Genomic DNA, 16,251 nt, shown 5'->3' on the forward strand with positions numbered 1-16,251 from the left:
AAACTCAAGGTAAAATAGCGCCCAAAAAAGGAGCTTTCATTTCACCATCAGTTTAGGTTTTGCCTGTCTTCGCAGTAACAATCCATCAAACGATGTATTGATTATTCGGTTGTTTTTCTCTCGTGATGTAAGCGTAACATATCTATAAATCAAAATCAACTTCACCACGTGACACCCATTTTATATAGAAGAACTTCAACGCGGCATGCACATAACGGCTGCTCTTGATGCATTTGTGCTGTCTGTATGACCCAGATAGCTTGCAGGACTTTGGTCGCCTAAAGCAAGCAGCTTTTTGCGCACCCATTCCAGTGCATACTCCCCCATTTCGCATAAAAACACCTGACATATATCTGCCGGAATTCCCTTTTGTTTCGCGCTTTCCACCAGTTTCGGATCGACCTGCAAAAAGCGATCGGCAAAGCACATAACAAATGAGTCCCAATTCTCCTGATTGAATTCAGCAAGAAAGATATCTTTCATACTCATGTAAAATGCCTCCCTGAAATGCGATTTGATACCCCGAAGTCCTATCTGACATAATTCAGCCTTAAGCCGCTTGAAACGATAACTGAGACAGGTAAACTTAATTTTACATGTTTTTTGGGAGATTGAACACCTGAAGGAGGAACCCATTATGACTGATGAAGCAAGCACAGCCGGCTGGGATGCCATTGATACAGCATTTAACGAACTTTATGGGGAGCAGGAACCCAAACATTATGGCACAGCCATCCCTTATGCGCTCGGAGGACCTGACCCTCTGGATGGAATCAGTGCCTATAAAGTGGAACATCCCACGCCTCATTGGCATTTTGTAACGTACGGCTTCTCCGAACTATATGACAAAGAAACCAATGATCCAGAGCACAGTGGATATGGATTCGAACTGACCTTTCGGCTTACCCGAACAGAGGATGAGACTGAACCTCCCGCTTGGGCTCTGAACTTGTTACAGAATATGGGGCGGTATGTCTTCAATAGTGGTAACGTATTTCGCCCAGGCGACTATCTGGATGCCAATGGACCGATCTGTCTGGGCTCTGATACCTTGCTGACCGCCCTTTCCTTTATTGAAGACCCGGATCTGAAGCAGCTATCCACCCCTAATGGTACAGTGGAGTTCATTCAAATGGTCGGAATCACCGGACGTGAACTGGAAACAATGCAAACGTGGAATACTCGCGGATTCCTCAAATCATGCGAACCTTTCATGCCCAAATATGTCACGGATCTCATGCGTAACTCCTATGTGGATATTCCATCGGTAGTGCAGGCTGTTCAGCGTGGAATTGAGCTTGAAGGCTCAAGCACGGCATTTTTATTCATACAACAACTAACTTGGACGCCTTCCCGCAAAAGATTGCTGCAAAAAAATGTGCCCGCCGAACTTCAGTTTGGAGCCAAACAGGCGGTTCTGATTGGAAAAATACTGCGCAGCCGCATTGCAAAAGGTGCTCCGTTATCACTTGTAGGTTCAGGAGTAAATATCACCTTCGAGGCCGGAGAAAATGCTGCTTTTCATGAAGAAGAAACCAAAATCACCGTAACCGTGAATGAACAGACAGTAAACGAACTAACAGCTCATCTTAAACCTTCGGAAATGACATTCGAAATACCTTCCCTTCCCGGCTTGGTTATCCGAATCGTCCGAACTGAAATTACCGACCAGGAAGGTCGCGTCGTAGAAACCATCGGTTAAATGTAAGGAGGTAGTATCATGTCTGTCACTACATCGGCCTTGCTGGAACCTTGGTCTGACATCAGTGCACCTAGATCGAGCATGGCTCATATTAAATATATTTCCAGGACCAGTCTGGAAAGATTGCGCAAAATCAATCATTTTCTGATCGGTGCCTTCCAGCGCAGTCTATCGGATATAAGGGAGAACCTATCCAGCACCTATCTGTTTCTGCTGACGGATGCGGATGGCGTGCTGCTCGCCATGGATTACAGCCCTGATCTGGAGGATGAAGTGAAGCAGTCACCGATTCGTCCAGGCATGGTTTTCACTGCACAGAGCTGCGGAATCAACGCCATCTCGGCCACCATGGAAAAGAACGAACCGGTATTGCTGCCACCAGAGCAGCATGAGAGCCCGCTTTTTCAGCAATGGCACTGTTACGCTACGCCTCTATCTGTAGGAATCAACCATTCCGGTTATCTGGATGTGTCCACCATTAACGCAGATATGCAAAGTGAATTAATCGCCATTGCCAAGCTCATCCCTGCCCATATGCAGAACAGCTATCAGAGCCTGATGTCATCCATTCCTTCCGAGAAACCTTCTGTGGATTTCACTGAGCGTCAGTTAACCATCCTTGAAATGATCTCAAAAGGGTTAACCGTTAAGGCCATTGCTTTGAAATTAAAAATCAAGGAATGCACGGTGAATCACCACAAAAAAGTGATCTTCAACAAATTAGGTGTGCAATCCAGCACGGAAGCTGTTTCAATTGCAAGCCGATTGTCTTATTTATAGTGGAACCCCTATAGTTTCCTATAGGTGGTCAAGAAGAACACTTGTGCTACAATTTTGTAGTACGTCAGATTAGAGAAAGAGAAAAAACACACACATTTAATTCAGGAGGGTTTTATGTCTATCACAAAAAAAACGTCTTTATTCACTATGCTCATCATGATGATGCTTGTTGCAGCCGCTTGCGGTGACAAGGCAGATAACAACGCTCAAACGGAAGACACGACTAAAACAGAAACTGCAGCCGCTACAGACACGGATACCGCCAAGACAGAGGATACTGAAAGTACGGAAACGTCGACTGACGCAGCAGCTGAGGAAGACAATTCAGCTAACGTGGAACTGGGCACAACCGAAAAAGGTTCTTACACGAATGACTACTTCGGTGTATCATTGAAATTCCCTGAGGAATGGGAGTTCCAGGATGCAGAAGGAATGAACGAGCTGACAAGTGCTTCTTCGGAAGCCATTGCCGGTGACGATGATACGAAGAAAAAACAGCTTGAACTGTCCCAAACAAAAACACTGAACCTGTTGATGGCTTCGGAATTGCCGCTGGGTGGTCAGGAAGTAGGTCCTTCCGCTATGGCCATTGCCGAGAAAGTCAGCCTGCTGCAGGGGATTCGCACAGGTAAAGACTACCTGGAAGCAACCAAGAAATTCATGGTCGACAGCCAGTTCCCTTATGAATATAAAGAAATTGCAACCGAAACGATCGGCGGTAAAGAGATGGATGTTATGCAAATCACAATGGATGCTGGTGACGGTACAACCATTACACAGGATTACTACAGCACCATCATTGAAGGTTATGCCTTCAACTTCATCTTCACGTATTTGGATGATGCAAGCAAAGCCGAGATTGACAACATCAAGAAATCCGTTCAATTCAAATAATAAAGTCCACACCTAAAACAAACGTATGAAGGACCCCGCACAGTTGATCTTGCACAGATCACTGACGGGGTTATTTTTTTGTGCCTGCTTGTTTGATCACTTTGATCCGTTCTAGCCGGAAACGGCCACCCAGTGCCCTTCCGTTACTTCGACCCACTTGGACTGCTCCAGATTGTAACGATCGGCTAGCTGCTCCCTGCTGTTTTCTTTAAACACCGTGCGTTTTTTCTTCGCTTCCACAGCCGGATCAGGGACCGGGATTGCAGAGAGAAGCGACTTCGTATACGCATGCTGTGGATTGGAATAGAGCTCTTCACTCTCAGCAAGCTCAACGATTTTACCGTTATACATCACAGCCACACGATCACTGATATGTTTGACCATGGACAAGTCGTGTGCAATAAAAAGATACGTCAAACCAAGCCGCTGCTGCAATTCCTCAAGAAGCTGTACGATCTGCGCCTGTATGGACACATCGAGCGCAGACAGCGGTTCATCGCACACAATAAACTCCGGTTCCACAGCAAGTGCCCGCGCAATCCCGATTCTCTGTCTCTGACCGCCAGAGAATTCGTGAGGGTACCGCAGCGCATGGGATGGCTCAAGCCCCACCATTTCCAGCAGCTCTTCCACCCGCTTCTCCCTCTCCGCTGTTGTCTTGGTCAGCTGATGAATATCAAGAGCCTCCCCGATAATGTCCATAATTCTCAATTTCGGGTTCAATGAGGCGTAGGGGTCCTGGAAGATGATCTGCATATGCCGTCTCATCGTTTTCATTTCCGAAGTGGACAGCCGGTTCAGTGGAACCCCTTTGAACAAGACATCCCCGCCAGTCGGTTCATGCAGTCTCAAGATGGCACGCCCCGTCGTGGATTTCCCGCTGCCAGACTCTCCGACAACCCCCAGTGTCTCGCCCTGGCGGATATAAAAGCTGATATCATTCACTGCCTTCAGCGTGTTGCCTTTGCCAAGATTAAAATGCTGCCGCAGGGATTTCACCTCAAGCAGAGGCTGATCATCTTGTAGATCCTTAGGGAACAGTGAAACCGGTTTGGGTTTCTTCTTCTCATCCAACCGCGGCAAGGCATTCAGGAGTCTGGACGTATATTCGTGTTTCGGATTCGCGAAGATCTCTGCCGTTGTCCCAGATTCCACGATCTGTCCCTCTTTCATGACCACGACGCGGTCGCACATTCCAGCCACAACCCCCAGATCATGTGTAATCAGGATAATGGACGTTCCCAGACGTTCCTGCATGTCTTTCATCAGATTCAGAATTTGCGCCTGGATGGTCACATCGAGTGCAGTGGTTGGTTCATCGGCAATCAGCAGCTCCGGGCGGCAAGCAAGTGCAATGGCGATCATAACCCGCTGACGCATGCCTCCCGAGAACTCGTGTGGGTACTGATTGTAGCGCACCTCACTCTGTGATATGCCAACCAGTTCGAGCATGGCGATGGCTTGCTTTTTCGCTTCCCTGCGGGACAGCTTCTGATGCTTGATCAGACTTTCGGAGATTTGTTTTCCAACTTTGATGGTCGGATTAAGCGAACTCATGGGGTCCTGGAAAATCATGCCGATGTCGCGGCCGCGGATGCTTTCCATCTCCTTTTGCGTTTTGGTCGCCAGGTTAACTCCGCGAAACAAAATCTCTCCCTGCTTCATCTGAGATGGAGGAGAAGCAAGCAGCCTCATAATGGAACGGGCTGTTACGCTTTTGCCGCTTCCCGATTCTCCAACAATCCCAAGCGTTTCCCCTTTCCGAACCTCGAAGCTGACCTCCCGTACCGCCTGAAACTCATTCTCTCCAGAATGAAAAGAGACCGACAAATCACTAACTTTCAGTAAAGGCTGCATGTAAACACCTGCTTTCCTTCATGTTTATGCGTTTCATAATATGTACACAATTCCATACCTTGACAATTGAATAGACCCTAAATAATATATACTATATCAATCGGAATAATGCAATTTAAAACTGAATGATGGGAGGTTTGCACGGTTTGAATCTTGCAGTAGACGGCAAAATGTCACGGCTTGCACAGCATCTGAGTTTCATTTATGGCAAAATGCTGCTTCATCCCTCCTACCGATATGTGCTGTTTATTCTCGGGCTGCCAATCAATCTGATTGTGCTTCTGGTGTGGCAATCCAAACGACAAAAGGATGGATGGCAAACCACTCAGCGAGCTGTAGAACAGGAGATGCACGCTTCTTCTTACCGGGATAAGCTTCGAACCATAGTAGAAGAACAGCTGCGGCGCAAACATCGTTTCTTCCAACAGCAGGTCAGTGAAACAGAATTCAAGCGTCAGACGGAGCAGTGGCTGGAGGAAACCTATCAGAAAGAGTTGTATGAACGAACGTCACGCAGGCTGCAGGGACATGGAGAACAGCGCCTGACCATGGCCGACACGTTCCGTGCATTGCTGGATAGACCCTGGTTTGTGGCTCTATCTATCATTCCAGGCTGTCTGATGTACGTCATACTATGGATCTATGGCAATCCTTATCTAAAGTACATATTCGAAAGAATACTGATGACTCTGTTCGTCATTCTGGGTGTAGCTACCCTCGTATTCACCATCCTGTATCTGTCTCCGTTCAACCCGGCAGCCAACATTCTCGGAGAGACAGCGACACAGGAGCAGATTGCAGCCTTTAATCACGTATACGGTCTGGATCAGCCTTATCTCGTTCAGCTATGGAACAATATCAAAGGAATCGCGCTGTTTGATCTGGGCAACTCCTTCTCGGGAAATGAGGATGTGACCGCGACCATAGCCAGAAAGTTTCCGATTACACTGACACTCGCAGTCATTTCTCTACTGCTTGCCCTTGTCATCGCACTTCCCATCGGGATCATCTCGGCGATCAAGCCCAATTCGCTGTTTGATTACACGTTTATGTTTATCGCCCTGATCGGATTGTCGATTCCGAACTTCTGGCAGGGACTGATCTTCATCCTGAACTTTTCAATTAAAATGCAGTGGCTGCCTGCAACCTTCAATCCTCAGAACTGGCTGTCCATCATTATGCCAACCATTGTTCTGGGAACAGGATTAACGGCTGCAGTGGCCCGGATGACCCGTTCTTCCACTTTGGAGGTTATTCACGAAGATTACGTGATGACAGCTCGCGCCAAAGGACTCAGCGAACGGAGTGTTCTGCTGAAACATGCGGTACGCAATGCTTTGATTCCAATCGTAACGGTCGTTGGATTGCAATTCGGAGGTATGCTCGGCGGAGCGGCCGTAACGGAGAAAGTATTTAATATTAGCGGACTCGGCAGTTACATTGTGGATAAACAATTTATTCCCGATATTCCGAGTATCATGGGCGGAGTAGTGTATACAGCGATTACCATTTCCATCATTAATGTAATCGTAGATCTGTTGTACGCATTTATTGATCCAAGAGTACGTTCCAAGATGAAACAATATTAAAGCAGGTGCAATATGACAAATTCGGGTTCCTTAACACAAGAAGTGCGTTTCCGGCTTAAGTCTTCACCAGAATACAGTCAGGCCAGCTTTGCATGGGTCACTTCTCTCCTATTAACGGTGTTACTGCTGTTTAACAGTTATGACCTGGGCAGGCAAGAGTTCAGAACCTTTCTGCTGACTGCACTTTGTATCTATCTTTTCTTCACGCTCATTCAAAGTATTCTGATGCTGCTCATCCGAAAAGACTTGACCAGACACGGACATATCTCAGCATTAACCCGCAGGCTGGCTTGGGTTCAGCTGCTGGCCATCTGCTCTGGCAATATTTTCATCGTCACAGCGGCATTTCATCTGATCAAAAAAGCAAAGCAAGTGGAATACACCTTTGCGGTCTATATGCTGCTGACGCAGCTGTTCGTTATTGGCGTATCGGCGCTCAATATGTTCAAACCCTATGTATCCGATATGTTTTTGCCAGCCATGGCCGCCTTGCTACTCATTCTGGTCATTGACCTGGTCGTTTTGATGATTGTAGCCCAGTATACTGCTGCTTCGATCATCCCGCGATGGATGGTTGCTGTCAGCATCCTGCTGATTCTGACCTCGGTCACAGGAAACGTTTTTGCACTGCTGCTCGGCATTTCCATCATTGGGCGCTACCGGAGACAAGGGAAACAGAAATCAAACTTCTGGAACGACCTCTGGGACCGACTGGCTCCTAACGTAACAGCGATGTCCGGCATGTTTTTTATCATCTTTCTATTTTCCATCTCGATCTGCAGTTTCTTCACCTTTGATTACAGCATGGCGGTCGAAAACAACTATTCCGCCCTGCTGCAGCCGCCATCCCTGGCTTATCCACTCGGGACGGATGACTTCGGGCGATGCCTGTTCTCCCGAATCGTATTCGGTGCCCGCATCTCGTTGATCGTAGGCTGCCTGTCGACCATTATTCCTGTAATCATTGGCGGAGTCCTTGGAGCCTTCTCCGGATTCTATGGAAGACACACAGACAATATCATCATGCGGCTGCTCGATGTCCTCTATGCCATTCCGGGCATCCTGCTGGCCATTGCCATCATTGCAGCATTCGGTGCCAATACGGTCAATCTGATTCTGGCCCTCAGTCTGGGATCGATCCCAACTTATGCACGTACCATGAGAGCCAGTGTCCTTTATGTTTCCACCTTCGAATTCGTGGAGGCTGCGCGTGCACTCGGCTATAACAACCTTTCCATCATTTTCAAGCACATCATTCCCAACTCGCTTGCACCAATGATCATCAAGTCCACGCTTACGATTGGCGGAGCGGTCATTGCTACCAGCAGCCTGAGCTATTTGGGACTGGGTGTCGAACCACATATCCCGGAATGGGGCAACATTCTCAAACTGGGCAGTACATATCTGGAAACGCACTCGTATCTCGCCATTTATCCGGGACTGGCTATCATTCTGCTGGTTCTGTCATTCAACTTTCTCGGTGATGGTCTGCGCGACGCACTTGATCCGAAGTTGGTAAAGGCTTAATTCAAGCAATTTCAATTTATTCAATTCATTCCATTCAAAATTATCCAGGAGGTAATCCCATGAAAAAACGTTCGTTGATCTCATTGCTGCTTATTCTCGTCATCGTGATTTCGGGCTGCAGCGTGAAGACCAAGTCCGAATCCCAATCGGAGACGGCCCCGACTTCGCCAGCAGAGAGCGCTCAGAATCAGGCTCCAGTCGACATTGAGCTGCTCGCCCAAAGTTCTTCCGAAAATGACGTTAATATCATCCGTGACCAGCTGACCAAAAACGGCTTCAATGTAAAGCTGAATCTGCAGCCGGATTACGGCAGCTACAAATCCCAACAGGACGCAGGCAACTATGATATTGCTCTCTCCAGCTGGACGACAGTAACCGGTAACCCGGACTATGCCGTTCGTTCTCTTTTCAAAACCGGTGGTGACTACAGCATTCTGGCGGATGAAGAGATCGATAAACTCATTGACGCCGCAGCTACCCAAACACCCGAAGAATACAAGGAAACGTACAAACAATTGGAGGACCGCCTGGTAACGGATCAAGCCTACATCGCTCCGTTGTACATTTCCCTGAAAAGTCAGGCCGTGAATCAGGACATCCTGAATCCGGATACGGTACGCCTGTCCAAGTCCCGTGCCATGGCTTGGGAACCGATCGAATTCAAAGACAGTTCCAAGAATACTAAGGATCCACTGATCCTGACTCAAAGTGCTTCCGTGCTGACTTCCCTTGACCCGATCAAAGGCAACGACGGCTCCATCAACCAATTGAACACCAACATGTATGTTCGTCTTGTAAACCTGACGGATGATGATCAACTGACAGCCGAAGGATCACTTTCCCACAATTTCAGCATCGCTGAAGGGAATTCGGAGTATTATTTCATTCTGAGAGACGATATTAACTTTGCAAAGATTGAAAACAAAAAGGCAGTAGATACCGGCGAGCGCGTGGGTGCCGATGACGTCATCTTCTCTCTGGACCGCGCCAAAAATAAAGACTCTGTTCCGGATCACCGGACATACAGCTTGCACGAGCATATCAAAGAAGCTGAGCTGGTAACCGACCTGAGCACCCTGGAATCGATCCAGCAATCCGGCGGTAAGGGAACCATCAAAGACGCTCTCGAGCAAGGACTCGATTCCAAAATCACCGAACTGGTCTCAGACAAAACAAAAGCGGATAATAGTGCAGGTAAATATCAGGTCGTGAAACTGACCACAACAGAGCCTTTCCCTCAAGTCCTGAATTACCTGGCTCACCAATCCGCGGGGATCGTGTCCAAGAAACAGGTGGAGAGCATCAACACGTATGACGTAGCTTCTTTTGACGTAAACAAGGATATTCCTTATGGTGACCAGAACACGGTAACGGAGGGGGCTTCGTACAACAACACACTGTATGCAAGCGGACCTTACATTCTGGCTTACAAAAACGACTACGAGGGCGTATTCTATCAAAACCCCGGATACCGCAAAGGATCTGAATATGCTCCAAAAATTTCACAGGTAAACGTGCGCTTCATCGCGGATGCTGACAGTGCGCTATCTGCCCTTCGCAGCAGTGAAATTCATCTGTATTACGGGGTACCCGAAACGAAGTATGACATCATTGAAAGTGACAGCAAGCTGAAGCTGCAGAGCATTCCGAGCAACGCGGTTTCCTATCTGCTGTTTAACACCAAGAATAGAGATGTGGCGAAGAGCAGTGACTTGAGAAAGGCAGTGCTGTACTCCATTAATCAGGATGAGATTCTCCAGTTCTATAAGAACAACAAGCTCAAAGCCTACTCTACGGTAAGTCCGCTCGTTCAGACAGGGAATGAATTGAAGTCTGATCCGGCCAAAGTAAAAGAGTTCTTGAGCAATTACAACGCATCCAAGTAGATAAAAGCATAAACGGCTGCTGACAGAATCACTCCAGGGTTCTGTCGGCAGCCGTTTTCATATCATGCAGATTGCAAGCAGGTTAATGGTAAAACTTGATAAAAGAACGTACGTTCGGTATAATGATGTTATCCTGAATGAGCGAGAGGCAGATATGGACGACAAATTTATTAAAGAATTACGCGAGATTAGTCGGGATGATAGACGAAGATCCGAATTCATGATTCAAGGCATGAAAGAAACACTGGAAGAAAGAAAGCAGCAGAACATACTTAAGCGCTGGATCCGGCGCAGGAAAGCAGAGAAGAAAATCTCACAACGATTCAATCCGAATCCCCACTCGGATCAAAAGTAAGACATAAAAAAGGAGGCAACACGTGCCTCCCTTACGTTTTACATATGAGAACTAATCTAGTAAATAGCATTTGTATTTCAATTCGACGCTTACTTTCAATAGAACTTGATTTCATTGGAGAGCTGCCGCATCAAGGCAAAATGGCAAAGGATCTAACCGGGAATCCGGAAGCCTTTTCGGCCTTGGGTACAATGTTGAAGATCACTGCACCTTTTGCTGGCACCTGATCTAGATTGGTTAACAACTCTACCTGATATGTATCCTGAGCAAGCACATAATATTCCGCGAGAAGTGCGCCATTCTTCTGATAATCCACAGCTGAATCGGTATCGAAGGTTTCATGACCAATGGCCTTGATTTTGCGTTCCTCGAACAAAAACATCAATGCACTAACCGACCAACCGGGTGCATGGCTGTTGCCTTCTGCATCCTTGTTGTCGAACTTTTCATGATCGGGCCAGCGTTTGCTCCAATCGGTACGAAGTGCCACGAAGCTGCCTTCTTCAATGACCCCATATTCCTTTTCGAATTCAAGAATATGCTCGACATCCAGCGTAAAGTCCGGATTGCCCGCCACGGCAGCAGACTGGTCAATGACCACCAGCGGCAGAACAAGTTCCTTCAGCCCTAGCTGATCCAGATAACGCGTGTCACGCACAAAATGAATCGGTGCATCCAGATGGGTGCCGTATTGGCCGGGGAATGTAAAGCTCTGAGCGAAAAAACCTTGGTCGTGATTGAACAGCGTAGCAAACTCGGCAGCATCAAATGCAGAGAAGTGCGGCGATTCCGGGCCAAAAGTATGGGTCAGATCAACCCACTTCTTTTCTTTTAACAGTTGAATGGCCTCGATGAGTTCGTTGGACAATTGGATCACCTCATACGCAGAATGGAATAAATTTCTACTATTATATCTTAAACCTCCACATATGGGAATGCTGCTTCTGCCCCTCCCGCCTCCATGAAACAGCCACCTTCCCAAACGGAAGATGGCCTTGATTCAGACTCCTAATTTCAATGTAATATAACCTTCGTATGCGAGTTGACACCTATTGCGCACGGATGACAAGCTTCCCACGTGTATGATGTGTTTCGCTTTTCTTATGCGCCTCCTGAAGTCCCTGTTCGCTTAAATCATACGTCTCGTCAATCACAGGTTTGAGTTTCCCTTCTGAGGCGAGCTTCGCCAGTTGGTCGAGCTGCTCCCCTTTCGGTTCCATCATGAATACATTCGCAGTTACGCCTGCCTCCTTGGCAAGGTTCTCGTCCGGTTGCTCCACCAGCGAAACCAGATGTCCGCCGGACTTTAGCACCTTGAAGCTGTCCCGCTGAATATCACCACCCATTGTATCGAGCACGACATCATACCCGGAGAGGATCTCCGAGAAATCTTCTTTTTTATAATTGATAAAATGATCCACGCCCAAGGAGCGAAGCAGCTCCTCATTGGACTCACTCGCCGTTGCCGCCACTTCAGCACCAATGTATTTGGCAATCTGTATCGCATAAGTTCCCACACCGCCTGCTCCCGCGTGAATCAATACCTTTTGCCCCTTGGCGAGGTGCGCATGATCAACAAGTGCCTGCCAGGCTGTCATGCCCGCAAGCGGTATGGCCGCAGCCTCCTCAAAACTCAGATTATCCGGAATACGGGATACGATATCTGCATCTACCGCCACATATTCTGCATAGGTTCCGAAGCTTCGCGGACGGGCAAATACTCGGTCACCCTCCCTGAACTGTGTAACATTGGATCCTACCTCTGCTACAATACCCGCAGCATCCCCGCCCAAAATCAAAGGGAATGAATCAGCCGCTTCTTCCATATGTCCTTGTCTGACTTTGAAGTCGACCGGGTTCACCGAGGTTGCATGAATCTGGATGATGACCTGATTGATTCCACATGTCGGCTTCGGTACTTCCTGTTCCTTCAATTGTTCCGCTCCACCAAACTTATCAATAACAATAGCTTTCATACCAAATCCCTGCCTTTCGATTGGATTATCGCGTGCTCTCCTTCTTCATTACCCTGTGCAGCCATTCACTTGACCTTGAATCATCAATCGCTCGACGTCCTCGTTCCATCTAAAACCAGCCATTAAGCATGCTATAATAGGAACATTCTCATTCTTCATGAACTAACGGACAAGCGAGGGAAAACAAAATGGATATTGAGGTAAATACATTACATGCATTTTCGGATATCGCTGAGGGAGGTAACCCCGCTGGGATCGTTCTGCAGGCAGAGCATTTGTCCGCGTCGCAGATGCAGGAGATTGCCAGACAAGTCGGATTTTCTGAAACGGCATTTGTCATGCCTTCGAATTCAGCTGATTACAAGATACGTTACTTTACTCCAAATCATGAAGTAGACCTATGTGGACATGCAACGGTTGCACTATTCTATCTGATGAAGGCAGAGCAGATGGTCGACGTGGGCAGGTATACACTTGATACACTTGCAGGCATTCTCGAGGTAACCGTCGAGAAAGGCGGTGACGTCTATCTGTCCCAGACGCTTCCGCAGTTTGGAGAGCTGGTTAACCGGCAGGACATCGCAGACTCTCTGCAGATTCCGCTGCAGGACCTACACTCAGAATTGCCTGTACAGATCGTGTCTACCGGGCTGCGCGACATCTTAATTCCGGTTAGGCATCCTGATGTTTTGACAAACATCAATCCTAATCTTCAGCAAATCTCCGACATCAGCAAAGCTCATCAAGTGGTGGGTTATCATGTGTTCGCACTCGAAACGAAGGATAATGCAGCCATCGCAGAATGTCGGAACTTTGCCCCGCTGTACAACATACCAGAAGAGAGTGCCACAGGTACATCCAATGGCGCATTGCTGTGTTACCTGCATAAGTATCAACAACTCCGAGCTCCCCATGATCAGACATATACGATCAAACAAGGGTACACGATGAACCGTCCTTCCAGGATTCTAGGCAGAATAACGCTCGGCCCTTCCAACGAGATCACTCAAGTTCAGATCGGCGGTGTTGCCGTGCATATCGAGAATATTCAAATTCATCTCCCTTAAGCAAAAAAATATCCGCGTTGCTCGCCTTTTCACTACCGTACTTGGTAGCATAGGAATCCAAAAAAAAGCGTCACACCCGAGAGTTGAAGTCTCTCCCGGCGTGACGCTCCTACCAAAATCCAAATCTAATCTAACCTGTCTCTTTCCTACGTAATCGATTTCTCAGACGCTCATATTGCCCATAGATCCACGGCGCTTCCTTCGTCAGGATCGGACCCAGAACCGCCAGAATCAGCACGTACAGCACAGCAAAGGACTGGATTGAAACCATCAGTCCTCCGGCCTTGCCAATGTTCGCCATAATGATCGAGAACTCTCCTCGGGAAACCAGTGTGAATCCTACCTTGAGTGAAGCCTTTGGCGTCATTCCGGACATTCTGCCTGCAATCATTCCTGCGCCATAATTGCTTGCAATCGTTAAAATGACCGCAATGATCGTCATCCCGACAGCTCCCCCAAGGGAGGAGGGTTCAATGGTCAGCCCAAAGCTAAAAAAGAAGATCGCACCAAAAAAGTCCTTGAACGGCATGACCTGATGCTCAATCCGGTTCGCATGTCTCGATTCACCGAGTACCAGCCCCATCATTAATGCACCGATCGCCTCGGCAACATGCAGCGTTTCCGAGAAACCAGCCACCAGAAAGAGCAGCGTCATCACGGTAAGCAGAAAGAGTTCGGATGACTTGATATTCAGCGCCTTGTCAATATACTTGATGCTCTTCCGGCCAATGATTAGAAACAGCACAATGAACAGCATCGCAGACAAGGATACCAGCAGTACACTGAGGAACGAGGTTGCCCCGCTGAGAACGAGACCAGTCAGGATCGAGATATGAATGGCAATGAACAGATCGTCAAACATGATCATGCCCATAATAATCTCCGTTTCAGGATTCGCCGTGCGCTTCAGATCAACGAGTACTTTGGCCACAATCGCTGTTGAAGAGCTGGTCATAATGCCGCACACCACCAGCGTTTCTTTTAACGGCAGCTCCATGAACCAGCCCAGCAGCAGACCGGAAGCAAAATTAAGCCCTACATAGAACATGCCTCCGGTCAATATGGCTTTGCCCGATTTCATCAAACGAGAAACCGAAAATTCAAGTCCAAGATAAAATAAAAGAAACAAAATGCCAAGCCTGCCCATAAATTCAATAAATGCCGAGCTTTCGATGAAACGCAAATCCACGATACCAAGCTGTGGTGCATGCGGTCCAACTGCCATTCCGATCAGAATGTAGAAAGGAATGACCGAAAATCGTAATCGTGCAGATATTAGCCCCGTAAGTGTAATCAGCGCAACAGCAATTCCCACTTCGAATATGAGCATATCCATGGGCTACAACCGTCCATCGGATAATAACCGTTTTAATTGCCTGATCTGATCCCGCTCTCCTGCTACGACAATGGTAGCCCCTGAGGCAAATGCATAGTCTGGACCCGGATTAAACTGTTTCTCCCTGTTCTTCTCCACCACCGCCAGAATGACAGCCCCCGTCGCTTGGCGGATATCCAGTTCCCCAATCGTTCTTCCAACGCTTCGTGAATGAGGTTCGATTCGCAACCATTCGATCAGCAGGCCCTCGAGCATAACTTCACGTTCATCCTGGAACTTGGGCTTATAAGTCATGCCTCCCACGATGGCAGCGACTGCCCGTGCCTCTTCGTCATCCAAGGTTACCAGGGATACCATATCTCCCACCTCTTCAGGCGTGTCACCAGATTCCATGTGAAACAGATCGCGCCGCTCATCATTATGAATCACGATAATCAAATGCTCTCCGCTACGGGTATGCAGCCAATACTTGCGTCCAATTCCCGGTAAATCCGTCTCTTTAAAGTGCATGATCCACACCTCCTGAAGACACCGGGTTCAAGGTTGTACTACTCCAAGTGATTTCCGTAATACGCACCCTCATGGAACCAGCAGGGATCGTAACGGATCTCGTTTCCCCTTTGCTGCTAAGCAGCAATTGACGTCCTACAGGCGAGAGAAAGGAAATGCGCCCTGCATCCGGATCCGCCTCTTCAGGCATGACAATCTTGAATTCATCCGACGTATGAAAATCAATGTAATCAAATCGGATCTCGCTCCCAATAAGCACGACGGAATGGAGAAGCTCATCCGGGCCGAGCAGCAGCTTCTGGACATATTCGGTGTAAGCAGTCAATAATTTCTCCATCTGTATCCGCTCGGGTTCACGCACGTCAAAATAGGCGTCGAGAAAAGTCCTTTTCTCTTCACCCAATGTAATGAGCTGTTTCACCAGTATTTCTCTGCAAGGTTGAAGGTTAGACCTATGGTTCATAATAGATCTCACCTCCTATACAAGCTTTGTTCTCCACATGAATTCGCATGTTGCTGTTCATCATCCTGTTTTCCTCCTTCTGTTAGATAAAAGCCCCGGAAACCGGGGCCTTCTTACCATCTTACCAAAACTAATTTTTTAATCCAGTCTATTCAGCTAACTTCCCGTTCAAAATGGGTAATCGGCTGTATTATCCAATTGTTGGAATGGAATCTTTACACCACATGATAGATCCATAGAACATTTTAATAACGTCATAAAAAACATTTTATGGGTTTTCATCTCGTATTTTTATTTTCTTTCCTGTAT

Annotated in this window: 15 protein-coding genes; 8 read left to right on the top strand and 7 right to left on the bottom strand. The window is 47.6% G+C overall.

Annotated features, from left to right (window positions below; translation table 11 throughout):
• Positions 1-195 precede the first annotated feature (195 nt).
• A complete protein-coding gene (locus AC3RCI_RS21865; protein WP_492526380.1) occupies positions 196-489 on the bottom strand; it encodes a hypothetical protein in 294 nt (97 codons plus the stop codon).
• 148 nt (positions 490-637) lie between these two features.
• Here AC3RCI_RS21865 and AC3RCI_RS21870 point away from each other — a divergent pair, with 148 nt between their 5' ends.
• From AC3RCI_RS21870 to AC3RCI_RS21880, 3 genes are all read left to right on the top strand, one after another.
• A complete protein-coding gene (locus AC3RCI_RS21870) occupies positions 638-1,702 on the top strand; it encodes a suppressor of fused domain protein (RefSeq protein WP_492526381.1) in 1,065 nt (354 codons plus the stop codon).
• An 18-nt stretch (positions 1,703-1,720) separates the two neighbouring features.
• The gene (locus tag AC3RCI_RS21875; protein ID WP_492471817.1) at positions 1,721-2,482 is read left to right on the top strand and encodes a helix-turn-helix domain-containing protein; all 762 of its coding nucleotides are present in this window, start codon (positions 1,721-1,723) and stop codon (positions 2,480-2,482) included.
• Positions 2,483-2,596: 114 nt separating this feature from the next.
• Positions 2,597-3,376 (top strand): hypothetical protein, encoded by a 780-nt coding sequence (locus AC3RCI_RS21880; RefSeq protein ID WP_336780415.1) that lies wholly within the window; start codon positions 2,597-2,599, stop codon positions 3,374-3,376.
• A gap of 111 nt (positions 3,377-3,487) precedes the next feature.
• Here AC3RCI_RS21880 and AC3RCI_RS21885 read toward each other — a convergent pair whose 3' ends face one another.
• A complete protein-coding gene (locus AC3RCI_RS21885; RefSeq protein WP_492526383.1) occupies positions 3,488-5,233 on the bottom strand; it encodes an ABC transporter ATP-binding protein in 1,746 nt (581 codons plus the stop codon).
• Positions 5,234-5,361: 128 nt separating this feature from the next.
• Here AC3RCI_RS21885 and AC3RCI_RS21890 point away from each other — a divergent pair, with 128 nt between their 5' ends.
• The 4 genes from AC3RCI_RS21890 to AC3RCI_RS21905 all read left to right on the top strand — a co-directional run bounded on the left by AC3RCI_RS21890 (position 5,362) and on the right by AC3RCI_RS21905 (position 10,590).
• Positions 5,362-6,822 carry an ABC transporter permease gene (locus tag AC3RCI_RS21890; RefSeq protein ID WP_492529967.1) on the top strand — a complete coding sequence of 487 codons (1,461 nt, stop codon included), beginning with the start codon at positions 5,362-5,364 and terminating at the stop codon, positions 6,820-6,822.
• A gap of 12 nt (positions 6,823-6,834) precedes the next feature.
• Positions 6,835-8,349, top strand: a complete 1,515-nt coding sequence (locus tag AC3RCI_RS21895; RefSeq protein WP_492526385.1) for an ABC transporter permease — start codon at positions 6,835-6,837, stop codon at positions 8,347-8,349.
• A gap of 59 nt (positions 8,350-8,408) precedes the next feature.
• Positions 8,409-10,235, top strand: coding sequence for an ABC transporter substrate-binding protein (locus AC3RCI_RS21900; protein WP_492471820.1), 1,827 nt, complete (start codon positions 8,409-8,411; stop codon positions 10,233-10,235).
• Positions 10,236-10,389: 154 nt separating this feature from the next.
• A complete protein-coding gene (locus AC3RCI_RS21905; RefSeq protein WP_492526387.1) occupies positions 10,390-10,590 on the top strand; it encodes a hypothetical protein in 201 nt (66 codons plus the stop codon).
• A gap of 130 nt (positions 10,591-10,720) precedes the next feature.
• Here AC3RCI_RS21905 and AC3RCI_RS21910 read toward each other — a convergent pair whose 3' ends face one another.
• Both AC3RCI_RS21910 and AC3RCI_RS21915 read right to left on the bottom strand, forming a co-directional pair.
• Positions 10,721-11,458 carry a cyclase family protein gene (locus tag AC3RCI_RS21910; RefSeq protein ID WP_336780408.1) on the bottom strand — a complete coding sequence of 246 codons (738 nt, stop codon included), beginning with the start codon at positions 11,456-11,458 and terminating at the stop codon, positions 10,721-10,723.
• A gap of 181 nt (positions 11,459-11,639) precedes the next feature.
• Entirely contained in the window at positions 11,640-12,566 is a 927-nt protein-coding gene (locus AC3RCI_RS21915) for an NADP-dependent oxidoreductase (protein WP_336780407.1), read from the bottom strand.
• A 188-nt stretch (positions 12,567-12,754) separates the two neighbouring features.
• On the opposite strand from AC3RCI_RS21915, the gene AC3RCI_RS21920 reads away from it, so the two are divergent.
• Positions 12,755-13,633: a PhzF family phenazine biosynthesis protein gene (locus tag AC3RCI_RS21920; protein WP_492526389.1), complete on the top strand. Its 879-nt coding sequence runs from the start codon at positions 12,755-12,757 to the stop codon at positions 13,631-13,633.
• A gap of 130 nt (positions 13,634-13,763) precedes the next feature.
• Here the strand turns inward: AC3RCI_RS21920 and AC3RCI_RS21925 are convergent, their stop codons facing one another.
• The 3 genes from AC3RCI_RS21925 to AC3RCI_RS21935 are packed head-to-tail and all read right to left on the bottom strand — an operon-like array spanning position 13,764 to position 15,942.
• Complete coding sequence (locus AC3RCI_RS21925) at positions 13,764-14,969, bottom strand: cation:proton antiporter (protein ID WP_492526391.1); 1,206 nt, start codon at positions 14,967-14,969, stop codon at positions 13,764-13,766.
• Positions 14,970-14,972: 3 nt separating this feature from the next.
• Positions 14,973-15,479, bottom strand: coding sequence for a cation:proton antiporter regulatory subunit (locus tag AC3RCI_RS21930; protein ID WP_336780404.1), 507 nt, complete (start codon positions 15,477-15,479; stop codon positions 14,973-14,975).
• The gene (locus AC3RCI_RS21935; protein ID WP_492526394.1) at positions 15,469-15,942 is read right to left on the bottom strand and encodes a GreA/GreB family elongation factor; all 474 of its coding nucleotides are present in this window, start codon (positions 15,940-15,942) and stop codon (positions 15,469-15,471) included. Before AC3RCI_RS21935 ends, AC3RCI_RS21930 begins: the two co-directional genes overlap by 11 nt.
• Positions 15,943-16,251: the final 309 nt, after the last annotated feature.

The sequence above is a fragment of the Paenibacillus sp. MT124 genome (assembly GCF_058792755.1).